The following is a 12,807-nucleotide window of genomic DNA, read 5'->3' as shown; positions in this document are numbered from 1 at the left end:
CTACAGACCGATCGCCGACACCGGCGTCGAGCCCGAGGACGATGCCGTGGTGTCGAGGTCGCGGAGCTGACCCTCGATGTACGAACGCAGCTGCGAGCGGTAGTCGCGCTCGAAGTTGCGGAGCTCGGTGATGCGTCCCTCGAGCGTGGTGCGCTCCTTCTCGAGACGGGCGCGCTCTTCGCGGCCCTTCTGCTCGGCCTCGGCGACGATGGACGCCGCCTGTGCCTGCGCCTCGCCGATGAGCTGGTCGCGCTGGGCCTTACCCTCGGCGACGTGCTCGTCGTGCAGACGCTGAGCGAGCTCGATGATGCCGGCGCTCTGGGCCACGGGGGCCGCGTCGTCGGCGGTGGAGGCTGCGGGCGCGGCGGCGACGGGAGCCGGAGCCGGCACCTCGGAGACGACGGGCTCCTCGACCTGGGCGGTCTCGGCCACCGGAGCGGCAGCGGCGGGCGCGGCCTCACCGGACTCGAGAGCGGCGAGCTTCGTCTTCAGCTCTTCGTTCTCAGCGATCGTCTTGCGCCACTCGACGACGATCTCGTCGAGGAAGTCGTCGACCTCGTCGGGGTCGAAGCCCTCCTTGAAGCGGACGTGCTGGAACTGCTTGGTGACGACGTCATCGGGGGTCAGTGCCATGGTGTTTCCTCTTTCGAGAGCTCTGAGTCGGAACTGTTAAGGGTGTCGCACCGGGGCGTACCGCTTCGGAACAGCATAGCCGTCGCCCTTCGTCGGTGTCGAAGGGCGACGGGTATGGATGTCAGGCGGCCGCGAGCGACCGGGTGACGCTGAGAAGCATGAAGCAGACGAACAGGGTGATCGCGAAACCGAAATCAAACGCGATACCCCCGATGCGCAGGGGGGGAATGATGCGGCGGATCAGCTTGATCGGCGGATCCGTCACGGTGTAGACGATCTCTGCGGCCACCAGGGTGGCGCCACGCGGACGCCATTCCCGGTTGAACATCGGGATGTACTCGAGCACGAGGCGCGCGAGCAGCAGGACGATGTAGATGAAGAGGATCGCGCTGAGGATCGAGCCGACCAGGCTCAGTACGGCCACGAGGGGTTACTGGGGCGCGAAGGGCGCACCCTCGGGGTCGGCCTGTGCGATCGCTCCATCGCCGGAGACGGCGATGTTCTCGGGCGAGAGCAGGAAGACCTTGCTCGTCACCCGCTCGATACGGCCGTACAGCCCGAGCGACAGGCCGCTCGCGAAGTCGATCAGGCGACGCGCGTCGGCGTCGCTCATCTGCGACAGGTTGATGATGACCGGGATTCCCTCGCGGAAACTCTCGGCGATCGTCTGCGCATCCCGGTACTGCTTGGGGTGCACGGTGAGGATCTCGCTGACGGGGCCCACCGAGGGCTGACGCACCACGGCGGGACGGTGCAGCGGGGTCACCGGAGCAGCCTTCTCGACCGGAGCCGTCTGCTGAGGCTGCTTCCGCGCAATGGGCTGCGGCGCAGTCTCCTCATAGGTCTCTTCCTCGTCGGCGAGGCCCAGGTACACCATCGTCTTCTTGAGGGGGTTCGACATCGCATCCTCCGTTCGCTCGTCTGATCCGAGGCTAGTCGCGCGGGGGCCTCGGGCCCGTGATTGCGGAACCGATCCTCAGGTGTGTCGCGCCCATTGCCACGGCTTCCGGGAAGTCACCGGTCATTCCGGCCGAGATCCAGTGCGCGTCGTCGACCACCCGACGCACGGCGTCGGACGAGCGGCGCAGACGCTCGAAGGCGTGAGCGGCCTCTTCGTCGAGCGGGGCGACGGCCATGACACCCCGCAGGCGCACCGTCTCGAGCCCCGCGACATGGGCGGCGAGCATCTCGACCCCGTCGGGTGCCACCCCTCCGCGACCGGCGTCGTCGGTGAGGTTCACCTGCAACAGGACGTCCAGGATGCCGTCGCCCTCGGCCGCGTCGAGGGCGTCGGCGATCCGCGTCCGGTCGACGGAGTGCACGGCGTGCGACGCCGCCCGCACCGCGCGGGCCTTGTTCGTCTGCGCCTGGCCGATGAAATGCCAGACGAGACCGTCGAGCCCACCGGTCTCGGCACGCTTGGCGGTGAGCTCCTGCTGGCGGTTCTCCCCCACGTCGCGTACCCCGAGGGCGTACAGGTCGGCGACGAGCGACACGGGGTGGAACTTCGTCACGACGATCCGCGTGATCTCGTGCGGGTCGCGATGCGCCGCGCGGGCGGCATCCGCGATGCGCGCGTCGACGGCGGCGAGGCGATCGGACAGGGCGGCATCCATGGTGCTCCTTCGACGACGCAGCGGGCCCGGTGATCACCGGACCCGCTGCATCGAACGCTCGTGCTTACTTGAGGAAGTCCGGCACGTCGAGGTCGTCGTCGGCGTAACCGCTGTCGTACGACGTCTCGGGAACGCGGGCGGCGACCGGGGCCGGCTCCGGGCGACGCTCGGGGGCGCGCTCGGCGGGGCGGTCGGTCGAGGCCTTCTGCTCCTCGGCGGCGTCGAGATCGCGCGCGACGTCGTCGCTCGGGATCACGGGCACCACGGGGGCGGCGACCGAGCGCTGCGCCCCGACGGCGTCGATGCGCAGCGAGGGCTCTCCCCCGTCGAATCCGGCGGCGATGACCGTGACACGCACCTCGTCGCCGAGGGTGTCGTCGATGACCGTTCCGAAGATGATGTTGGCCTCGGGGTGCGCGGCCTCCTTCACCAGCTGGGCGGCGTCGTTGATCTCGAAGATGCCGAGGTTCGATCCGCCCTGGATCGACAGCAGCACGCCGTGCGCACCCTCGATCGAGGCTTCGAGAAGGGGCGATTCGACGGCGAGCTCGGCGGCCTTGATGGCGCGATCCGCTCCCCGCGCCGAGCCAATGCCCATGAGGGCCGATCCCGCGCCCTGCATGACCGACTTCACGTCGGCGAAGTCGAGGTTGATGAGACCGGGGGTCGTGATGAGGTCGGTGATGCCCTGCACACCGGCGAGCAGCACCTGGTCGGCGGTCGCGAAGGCCTCGATCATCGAGATGCCGCGGTCGCTGATCTCGAGCAGACGGTCGTTGGGGACGACGATGAGGGTGTCGACCTCTTCCTTCAGGCGTCCGACGCCGGCCTCGGCCTGGCTCTGTCGGCGACGCCCCTCGAAGGAGAACGGCTTGGTGACCACACCGATGGTGAGGGCGCCGATCGACTTGGCGATCTTGGCGACCACCGGCGCACCGCCGGTGCCCGTGCCGCCGCCCTCGCCCGCGGTGACGAAGACCATGTCGGCGCCGCGCAGCGCCTCTTCGATCTCTTCCGCGTGATCCTCGGCGGCACGACGGCCGACCTCGGGGTCGGCGCCGGCACCGAGGCCGCGCGTGAGCTCGCGTCCGACGTCGAGCTTGACGTCGGCGTCGCTCATCAGCAGCGCCTGTGCGTCGGTGTTGATCGCGATGAACTCCACGCCGCGCAGGCCGAGCTCGATCATGCGGTTGACGGCGTTGACGCCGCCACCGCCGACGCCGACGACCTTGATCACAGCGAGGTAGTTCTGGTTGTGGCTCATGCCGGCCTCCGTTTGTCCCCGAACCCGAAACTTTAAACCTCATGTTGAGGGTTAAAGAATTGCCCGGTATGCAATTCCTTAGCTCGAAGGTATGCGGCCAGCCCGACGCCACCGGGCCGACACGCGGGGCGCCCGACGATCATCGGGAAAATCCCTTCGGCGCGCGCGGACGCGGCAGCGGTCGCGCGCAGACGGTCGCGGAGACCGAGGCGGAATCAGCGGACGACCCCCGCCTCGGGCGAGGTCACGTCGTACTCTTTCGTGCGGTCGGGCGGGCTCTTCGCCATCAGTCGGTCGAGCACGACGGCTTTCTCGGCCGAGCGGTCGGAACTGCCCCAGGCCACACGCGATCCGGTCGCGCCGAGCGTGAGCGTGACGTCGTCGGGGGTCGAGGCCGACACCCCGGTCACCTGCGCGCGCACGGCATCGGGCAACGCCCGCATGACGCGCCCCGCCGCGCGGAACGCGTCGGAATCGGTGCCGCCGGCGATCTCGAGCAACGGCTGGCCCGCGGGCGCGTCGGGCGTGGTCGACAGGGCGACGCCCGCGGCATCCACCACCGTGAAGCCGGCGGTGCTCTGCAGCACGCCGATGGGAGTGCGTTCCACCACCCGCACGACGAGGTCGTGCGGGGGCCGCGCCTCGAGCGTGTACGACTCCACGAGCGGGAAGCGAACCAGAGCCGCCTTCACGGCGCTGTCGTCGACCAGCGCCAGGGGCGTACCGACCTGCCCGTCGAGGGCGTCGGTGACCGCGGCGACATCGAGCTGCGACGCGCCCACGACCTCGATGCGCTCGACCGCGAACAGGGGGCTGTACGCCGCGCCCGCCGTGCCGAGCACCATGACGAGGAACACCGCCGCCACCCCGATCCACACGCGCCGGCGCCGACGCTGACGCACCGTGAAGCGCCGCACCTCGGCGGAGAGCGCACGACGACGGGCGCGCGAGGCACGCCAGACGTCGCGCAGGCTCGCGCCCTCGGCATCCGGAGTCGCCGCGAACGACGCGGAGCCGGTCGGCTCGGAACCGTTCGCATCCGAGACGCTCGGCCGCACGAGCGGCACCACGGGCGCGGTCTCGTCGGCGGGATCGGGATGCCGCGTCGGCGGTGCGGAGACGGGCTCGTCGACCCGGCGGCGGGAGGGCTGCTCCGACGCCGGGGGCGGGGGCAGGGGCGACGGCCGGCGCACGCTCAGACCGCCGCGGCCTCGGTGCGGGAGAGCGCCTCGAGCACCTGCGGGATGATCTGGTAGACGTTGCCGCACCCGAGGGTGATGACGTAGTCGCCGGGGCGGGCGATGTCGGCCGTGTAGTCGGCAGCCGCCTGCCAGTCGGGCACATAGTGCACGTGCGCCGGATCGGCGAAGGCGCCGCTGACGAGCTCGCCCGTCACTCCCGGCACCGGGTCTTCCCGGGCGCCGTAGACGTCGAGCATGACGGTGTGGTCGGCGTGCGTCTCGAGCACCTCGGCGAACTCGCGGTACATCTCCTGCGTGCGCGAGTACGTGTGCGGCTGCTGGATCGCGATGATGCGCCCCTCGCCCACGACCGTGCGCGCGGCGGAGAGGGCCGCGGCGACCTCGGTGGGGTGGTGCGCGTAGTCGTCATAGACGCTGACGCCCTGCGACACCCCGTGCAACTCGAAGCGACGCACCGTGCCGCCGAAGCCCTCGACGGCGCGGGCGGCGGCGGCGAGCGGGTGGCCGAGCACGCGCAGCACCGCGACGGCACCCGCGGCGTTGACCGCGTTGTGCGCACCGGGGACGCGCAGCTGCACCTCGACGCTCTCGCCGTCGGCGGTGAGTGTGAAGGCGACGGGGCCGTCGGTGCGGATGCCGGTCAGCCGGACGTCGGCGGAGGGATCCTCGCCGAAGGTGACGACGTGGGCGTGCGTGATGCGCTCGCGCACCGCGCGGGCGCCGGCGTCGTCGGACGAGATGACGACGGCCTCGCGCGCGGCATCGGCGAAGCGGGCGAAGGCGGCGTCGAACGCATCGCGCGAGCCGTAATGGTCGAGGTGGTCGGGGTCGACGTTGGTGATGAGCGCCACCGAGGTGTCGTACAGCTCGAACGTGCCATCGGACTCGTCGGCCTCGATCACGAACAGCTCGTCGCCCCCCGTGCCGCTGGAGGCGCCGAGGTCGGCGATCACGCCGCCGTTGACGAACGTCGGGTCCTCGTCGAGGGCACGCAGCGCCGTGACGATCATGCCGGTCGACGTGGTCTTGCCGTGCGCGCCGGCGACCGACACGAGACGGCGACCACCGATGAGCCAGTGCAGCGCCTGCGAGCGGTGGATGACGTGCAGCCCCCGCTGCTTCGCCGTGACGAACTCGGGGTTCTCGGGCCAGATCGCCCCCGTGTGCACGACCGTGTCGGCGTCGCCGAGGTGCGCCGCGTCGTGGCCGACGTGCACCGTGGCTCCGCGCGCGGCGAGGTCGCGCAGCGCCGCGCTGTCGGAGCGATCGGACCCGGACACCCGGATGCCGCGGTCGAGGAACATGCGCGCGAGTCCGGACATGCCCGAGCCGCCGACACCGATGAAGTGCGCGGAGGAGATGGACTCGGGGAGGGGGAGACTCAGGTCGGGTCTGATCATGGCGAATGCGAGTTTACGTCGCCCACCCGGGGCCCAGGCCTCGGCGCGCCCGGGAGCGTGCGTCAGCGGGCGAGCGCCTCGTCGACGAGGGCGATGACGTTCTCGGTCCCGACCCGGATGCCGGTGCGCGCGGCCGCGGAGCGCATGGTGTTGCGGCGCTCGTCGTCGCGCAGCAGCGGCACCACCTCGCTCCTCACACGCTCGGGGGTGAGGTCCGCGTCGTCGATGAGCAGGGCGGCACCCGCGCGGACCGCCGCCGCGGCGTTCAGCCGCTGCTCGCCATTGCCGACGGCGTAGGGCACGTACACGGCGGGGATGCCGAGAGCGCTGATCTCGCTCACGGTGGCCGCACCCGAGCGCGAGACGATGAAGTCGGCGAGGGCGAACGCGAGGTCCATGCGGTCGACGTACCGCACGACGGCGTACCCGTCGACGCCGGGGTCGGGCAGGTCGGAGTTCTGTCCGGTGACGTGCAGCAGCTGCCAACCGGCGTCGAGCACGTCTCGCCATGCCTCTCCGAACGCCGCGTTCAGTCGCAACGCCCCGAGCGAGCCGCCGAAGACGAGGAGCGTGGGGCGGGCGGCATCCAACCCGAAATGGGTGGCGGCCTCGTCGCGGAGGGCCGCGGGGTCGAGCTCGACGATCTCGCGCCGCAGCGGCATGCCCACCACGCGCGCGCCGCGCAGCGGTGTGCCCTCGAAGGCCACGCCCACCCCCGCCGCCCCCCGCGCTCCGAGCACGTTCGCCAGGCCCGGCTTGGCGTTGGCCTCGTGGACCACGAAGGGCACCCGCTCGCGGCGCGCCGCGACGTACGCGGGGGCTGCGGCATAGCCGCCGAAGCCCACCACGACATCGACACCACGCTCGCGGATCAGGCGGCGCACCACCGCGACCGCCCGCAGGAACTGAGCCGGGAACACGGCCGCTGCCCGGTTGGGTCGACGCGGGAACGGCACCTTCGCCACCGTGAGCAGCTCGTAGCCCCGCAGCGGCACGAGGCGGGCCTCGAGACCCTCGCGGGTGCCCAGCACCAGCACGTCGGCCGACGCATCGCGCGCGCGCAGACCGTCGGCGACGGCGAGGAGGGGGTTCACGTGCCCGGCGGTACCGCCGCCGGCGAGGAGGTAAGTCGTCACCGTACGACCCTAGCCAGAACCGCGGAGCGTTCCGCGCGAGGCGGACGCCGGGTGCGCTGTTCGCCCACTCAGCGACGCGGGAGCGCGTTCCGGGCGGCGCGGGGCGGACGCCGGGTGGGCTGTTCGCCTACTCAGAGACGCGGGAGCGCGTTCCGGACGGCGCGGTGCGGCCCGGCGCCGACTCCCCGCATCTCAGCGCGTGCGGGTCTTCGTCGCCGGGGCGGTCGCCGCACGGCGCCGCGGGGCGCGCGCGGGAAGCTCGGCGACGGCGCGGCGGTCGGGCAGCGTGCGCGCGCACGACAGCAGCACGCCGCAGGCGATGAGCACCGACAGCAGCGAGGTTCCACCCTGCGACATGAACGGCAACGGGACACCCAGCACGGGGAACACGCGCAGCACGACCGCGACGTTGATCAGGGCCTGGCCGATGATCCAGATGGTGATCGCGCCGCACACGATGCGCACGAACGGGTCGTCGGTGCGGCGGATGATGTGGAACGCCCCCACGGCGAAGAGCGCGAACAGCGCGAGCACGACGATGCAGCCGATCAGACCGAGCTCCTCGCCGACGATGGCGAAGATGTAGTCGTTGGCCGCGGCCGGGAGCCAGTCGTACTTCTCGGCCGAGTTGCCCAGGCCCACCCCGAACACTCCCCCGGCGGCCAGACCCCAGATGCCGTGCAGCGGCTGGTAGCAGTCGCCGAGGTAGTTCGCGATGCAGTCCTGGTCGAGGAAGCTCATGATGCGCCGCATGCGGTCAGCGCTGGTGATGGCGAGCAGCGCCACCGCCCCGATCGCACCGATCGCCGGCAGCAGGAAGATGCGCAGCCGCACCCCCGAGAAGAACAGCGCCCCCAGCAGCACGAGCACGAGGATCATCGCGGTGCCGAGGTCTTTGCCCCCCATGACGGTGGCGATGACGAGCGCCCCCACCGGAACGATGGGGATGAAGACGTGGCGCCAGTTGCCGAGCAGCGTCTGCTTGCGGAAGAGCACGTAGCCCAGCCACAGCGCGAGCGCGAGTTTGAGGAACTCCGCGGGCTGGGCCTGGATACCCGCGAGGTTGATCCAGTTGCGGTTTCCGTTGGCCGAGATGCCCAGCGGGGTGAACACCAGCAGCTGGAACATCGTGGCCAGGATCAACGCCGGCCACGCCATGCGCTTCCAGAACTTCAGCGGGGCGCGGCTGAGTACGAACATCAGGGGGATGCCGATGACGGCGAACACGCCCTGCTTGAGCACGTGCTCGAACGGGCTCTGCGCACCGTCGAGAGCCGAGGTGGCCGACAGCACCATCACCAGGCCGAAGCCGGTGAGCAGGAGCGCCGCCGACGTGATGAGCAGGAACTCGCTCGGCACCGGCCGGAAGGCCCGACCGAGCGACACCCGCGCCGCGAGACCCGCGCGGGCGGGCTCGTCGGGGGTCTGCCGGGAACGAGGCGCCGTCGTGGTCACGCGTGTCCCCTCAGTCCTGCGATCGAGATGCTCCGTCGTCGTGCCGCGAGATCCACGTCCGCACCGCGTCGGCGAAGCGTTCGCCGCGGTCGGAGTAGGACGAGAACTGATCGAACGACGCCGCTGCCGGGGCGAGGAGAACCGTGTCTCCGTCCCGGGCGACGGCCGCCGCCAGTTCCACGACCTGCGCCATGACGTCTTCAGTCTCGGCGTGGTCGATCTCGAACAGCGGCACCGCGGGGGCGTGTCGCGCGAACGCCGCGACGATATCGTCGCGCACCGTGCCGATCACGATCGCGGCGCGCACCGCACCACCGCGGGCGCGGACGAGTTCGCCGAGGTCGACGCCCTTCAGCAGACCCCCGACGATCCAGACCGAGCCCGGGTACGCGGCGAGCGACGAGGCCGCCGCGTGCGGGTTGGTCGCCTTCGAGTCGTCGACCCAGGTGACGCCCGCGTGAGCGCCGACGACCTGGATGCGGTGCGGATCGAGACGGAACCGCTCGAGCGCGTCGTGGATCTGCGCCGGCGTCGCGCCGAGCGAGCGCGCGAGGGCGCTCGCGGCGAGGATGTTGGAGACGACGTGGGGGGCGGCGAGGCCGCGGGTGGCCAGGTCGGCGACGGTCGTCAGCTCGAGGGCCGAGGTGGCGCGCTCCTCGAGGAAGGCGCGGTCGACCAGGATGCCGTTGACCACACCGACGTCGCTCGGCCCCGGAACGCCCAGGTCGAAGCCGACGGCGCGGGCGCCCTCGACGACCTCGGCGTCTTCGACCATCTCGCGGGTGGCGTCGTCGGCCTTGTTGTAGACGCACGCCACGCGCGTGCGGGCGTAGACGCCGGCCTTGGCGTCGCGGTAGGCGTCGGCCCCGCCGTGCCACTCGAGGTGGTCGTCGGCGAGGTTGAGGCACACCGCCGCGTGCGGCGACAGCGCGTCGTCGCCGGTCTGCAGGTTGAGGTACCAGAGCTGGTGGCTCGACAGCTCGACGACGAGCACGTCGAACCCGTTGGGATCGCGCACGGCATCGAGCACCGGGGTGCCGATGTTGCCCACGGGAGCGGCGCGCAGGCCCGCCGCCACGAGCATCTCGGCCGTGAGCCGGGTCGTGGTGGTCTTGCCGTTGGTGCCGGTGATGAGCACCCAGTCGGCGGGGCGGCCGTCGGGACGCACCACCTTGTCGCGCACGCGCCACGCGAGCTCGATGTCGCCCCAGAGCGCGATGCCCTGCTCCTGCGTCCACCGGATGACGGGGTGGTGCGGCGCGAATCCGGGCGAGGCCACGACCACGTCGGGCGCGAACGCGGTGAGCTCGTGCGGGACGGTGTCGAGCGGGCCCTCGTGCAGCCGCACGCCGAGCACGGGCAGCAACCGCGAGTACTCGGCATCCGCCCGCTCGGTCACCACGAGCACGTCGGCGCCGAGCTCGCTGAGCGTGTCGGCGGCCGAGAACCCGGTGACGGACAGGCCGAGGACGACGACGCGCAGACCCTTCCAGTCGGCGTGCCAGCTGGTGAGGGAGGCGAGAGAGGTCATACGCGTGCGAGCCATTCGACGTAGAAGAAACCGATGCCGGAGACGGCGAGGAGCCCCGCGATGATCCACATGCGCACCACGATGGTGACCTCGGGCCACCCCCTCATCTCGAGGTGGTGGTGCAGCGGACTCATGAGGAACAGGCGCTTGCCACGGGTGATCTTGAAGTACGCGCGCTGCAGGATGACCGACCCCGACGCGATGACGTAGACGCCGGCGATGAGCACGAGCAGCAGTTCGGTGCGGGTGAAGATCGCCATCGCGGCGATCACGCCGCCGATGGCCATCGACCCGCAGTCCCCCATGAAGACCTTGGCCTTGGGGGCGTTCCACCAGAGGAATCCGACCAGGGCGCCCACGAACGACGCCGAGACGATGGCGAGGTCGAACGGGTCGCGGACGGCATAGCATCCGGCCTGCACCGACGCGTCGAGCACGTCGGCGCACATCTGCTTGTTCTGCCAGAAGGCCATCAGGCTGTACGCGCCGACGACGAAGATGCCCGATCCCGCGGCCAACCCGTCCAGGCCGTCGGCGACGTTGACGGAGTTCGACGCCGCCGTGCCGATGAGCGAGATCCACGCGAGGTACAGCAGCCACCCGAGGATCGGGCCGAGGGCGAACAGCGACAGCACCTGGATGTCGCGGAAGACCGAGATGTACTCGGACGCGGGGGCCTGGCCGAAGGCGTTCCGGGCGTTCAGCGCCACGATCGCGAAGGGGACGACGACGATGACCTGGCCGGCGATCTTGCGCCAGCCCGAGAGGCCGAGACTGCGCTGCTGGCGGATCTTCATGTAGTCGTCGATGAAGCCGACCACGCCGAAGCCGAGCATGAGCCACAGCACGAGCAGGCCGGAGATCGTGGGCGGGTTGTTGCCCGCGTACGAGCCGATGAAGTAGCCGATCATCGTGCCGAGGATGAAGATCGTGCCGCCCATGGTGGGCGTGCCGCGCTTGGCCCCGTGCGAGGGGTTGTGCACGTTCTCGGGCGTGCGGATGACCTGACCCCAGCCCCACTTCCGGAACCACCGGAGGAACACCGGGGTGAGGAAGAGGGTGAAGGCCAGCGAGATCGCCGCCGACGTCAGAAGTGATCTCACGCGAACAAGTCTCCCAGACGGTCGCCGAGATGCCGGAGCCCCGCCGAGTTCGACGACTTCACCAGCACGCGGTCACCGTCGCGCAGTTCGGTCGAGAGGTAGTCGTAGGCGGCGTCGGCGTCGGCGAAGAAGACCGCCTCGCCGTCCCAGGACCCCTGGGCGATGGCCTCGAGGAACATGCGCCGCGCCTCGGGCCCCACGATGACGATGCGCTGGATGCGCAGGCGCACCGCGAGCAGGCCCACGCGATCGTGCTCCTCGTCGGCGTACTCCCCGAGCTCGCTCATCGCGCCGAGGACCGCGACCGTGCGCTCGTCGGGCCCGGTGATCTGCGCGAGGGTACGAAGAGCTGCGGCCATGGAGTCGGGGCTGGCGTTGTACGCGTCGTTGATGATGCGCACCCGGTCGGAGCCGAGCGGCTGCATGCGCCACCGCTCGGCGATCTCGACGGTCTCGAGTCGCGCGATCGCGTCGGCCGCCGACACGCCCAGGGCGATGGCCGCCGTGAGGGCCGCGAGAGCGTTCATGACGTGGTGCTCGCCGAGCACGTGCAGGGTGAGGGTGTGGGGCTCGCCGTCGACCAGCAGATCGGCGCGGGTGCCGGATGCCGAGACCTCGACGTCGACGGCCCGCACCTGCGCGCGCTCGCCCCGGCCGAACCACCGCACCTCGAGGTCGCGCTCGCGCGCGATCGGCTCCATCGCGGCGACCCGGGGGTCGTCGGCGTTGAGCACGGCGAGGCCGCCGGGACGCGTCGCGCGCACGAGCTCGCTCTTGGCGTGGAAGGTCGACTCGATTCCGCCGAAGCCCCCGGCGTGCGCCATGCCGACCATCAGCACGACGCCGATGTCGGGGGTGACGAGGCCGGCGAGGTGGGCGATGGCCCCGGGGCCGCTCGCGCCGAACTCGCTCACCAGGTAGCGGGTGTCGTCGGTGACGCGGAGCATCGTGAGAGGAGCGCCGACCTCGTTGTTGAACGAGGCGCGGGGCGAGACGGTGTCGCCCTCGTCGGAGAGGATGCGGGCCAGCAGGTTCTTGGTCGTCGTCTTGCCGTTGGAGCCGGTGATGCCGACGATCCGCAGGTCTCCCCCGGCGCGTACCCGACCCACGACGTCGCGGGCGAGGTCGCTGAGCGCGGCCACGGCATCGGCGACGACGATCTGGCTCACCGCGTCGTCGAGCTCGCGTTCCACGATCGCCAGCGCCGCCCCGCGCTCGACCGCGGCGGCGACGAACAGGTGGCCGTCGGTGGCCTCGCCGGGCTTGGCGACGAAGATGCCGCCGGGCTCGATGAGGCGCGAGTCGGTGTCGACGTCGCCCGAGACGGTGGTGTCGGGGGTGTCGGGGGTGTCGGTGCCGCGGACGACGAGGCGCCCGCCGAGCACGTCGGCGAGGTGGGAGAGGCTGGTGGAGATCATTGCTGTGCGGACGCCCTTTCCGTGTCGCATTCGTTACCGAGACGAGACC

The 12,807-nt window shown here is 71.0% G+C and carries 12 protein-coding genes; all 12 read right to left on the bottom strand.

The window, feature by feature from the left end; all coding sequences use genetic code 11:
- The 12 genes from ASF96_RS07200 to ASF96_RS07145 all read right to left on the bottom strand — a co-directional run bounded on the left by ASF96_RS07200 (position 1) and on the right by ASF96_RS07145 (position 12,758).
- Positions 1-633, bottom strand: coding sequence for a DivIVA domain-containing protein (locus tag ASF96_RS07200; RefSeq protein ID WP_055937393.1), 633 nt, complete (start codon positions 631-633; stop codon positions 1-3).
- Positions 634-754: 121 nt separating this feature from the next.
- Complete coding sequence (locus ASF96_RS07195) at positions 755-1,057, bottom strand: YggT family protein (RefSeq protein ID WP_055835550.1); 303 nt, start codon at positions 1,055-1,057, stop codon at positions 755-757.
- A 6-nt stretch (positions 1,058-1,063) separates the two neighbouring features.
- Positions 1,064-1,534 carry a cell division protein SepF gene (locus ASF96_RS07190; protein WP_055937390.1) on the bottom strand — a complete coding sequence of 157 codons (471 nt, stop codon included), beginning with the start codon at positions 1,532-1,534 and terminating at the stop codon, positions 1,064-1,066.
- Between the two features lie 31 nt (positions 1,535-1,565).
- Entirely contained in the window at positions 1,566-2,249 is a 684-nt protein-coding gene (locus tag ASF96_RS07185; protein ID WP_055937387.1) for a YggS family pyridoxal phosphate-dependent enzyme, read from the bottom strand.
- A 64-nt stretch (positions 2,250-2,313) separates the two neighbouring features.
- Positions 2,314-3,513, bottom strand: a complete 1,200-nt coding sequence (gene ftsZ, locus ASF96_RS07180; protein ID WP_055835541.1) for a cell division protein FtsZ — start codon at positions 3,511-3,513, stop codon at positions 2,314-2,316.
- A gap of 215 nt (positions 3,514-3,728) precedes the next feature.
- Positions 3,729-4,706, bottom strand: coding sequence for an FtsQ-type POTRA domain-containing protein (locus ASF96_RS07175; RefSeq protein ID WP_055937384.1), 978 nt, complete (start codon positions 4,704-4,706; stop codon positions 3,729-3,731).
- Positions 4,707-4,708: 2 nt separating this feature from the next.
- Complete coding sequence (gene murC / locus ASF96_RS07170; protein WP_055835535.1) at positions 4,709-6,115, bottom strand: UDP-N-acetylmuramate--L-alanine ligase; 1,407 nt, start codon at positions 6,113-6,115, stop codon at positions 4,709-4,711.
- Between the two features lie 62 nt (positions 6,116-6,177).
- On the bottom strand, positions 6,178-7,251 hold the full coding sequence (locus ASF96_RS07165; protein WP_055937381.1) for a UDP-N-acetylglucosamine--N-acetylmuramyl-(pentapeptide) pyrophosphoryl-undecaprenol N-acetylglucosamine transferase: 1,074 nt from the start codon (positions 7,249-7,251) through the stop codon (positions 6,178-6,180).
- A 192-nt stretch (positions 7,252-7,443) separates the two neighbouring features.
- The gene (ftsW, locus tag ASF96_RS07160) at positions 7,444-8,706 is read right to left on the bottom strand and encodes a putative lipid II flippase FtsW (RefSeq protein WP_055937379.1); all 1,263 of its coding nucleotides are present in this window, start codon (positions 8,704-8,706) and stop codon (positions 7,444-7,446) included.
- 10 nt (positions 8,707-8,716) lie between these two features.
- Positions 8,717-10,237, bottom strand: a complete 1,521-nt coding sequence (gene murD, locus ASF96_RS07155; protein ID WP_055937376.1) for a UDP-N-acetylmuramoyl-L-alanine--D-glutamate ligase — start codon at positions 10,235-10,237, stop codon at positions 8,717-8,719.
- The gene (gene mraY, locus ASF96_RS07150) at positions 10,234-11,340 is read right to left on the bottom strand and encodes a phospho-N-acetylmuramoyl-pentapeptide-transferase (RefSeq protein WP_055835525.1); all 1,107 of its coding nucleotides are present in this window, start codon (positions 11,338-11,340) and stop codon (positions 10,234-10,236) included. The genes murD and mraY overlap by 4 nt, the downstream gene beginning before the upstream one ends.
- Complete coding sequence (locus ASF96_RS07145; RefSeq protein ID WP_055937373.1) at positions 11,337-12,758, bottom strand: UDP-N-acetylmuramoyl-tripeptide--D-alanyl-D-alanine ligase; 1,422 nt, start codon at positions 12,756-12,758, stop codon at positions 11,337-11,339. Before ASF96_RS07145 ends, mraY begins: the two co-directional genes overlap by 4 nt.
- Between the last annotated feature and the right edge of the window lie 49 nt (positions 12,759-12,807).

The organism is Microbacterium sp. Leaf179 (assembly GCF_001423785.1).
Classification (GTDB): Bacteria; Actinomycetota; Actinomycetes; order Actinomycetales; family Microbacteriaceae; genus Microbacterium.
This window is presented reverse-complemented; position numbering and strand designations above follow the sequence as displayed.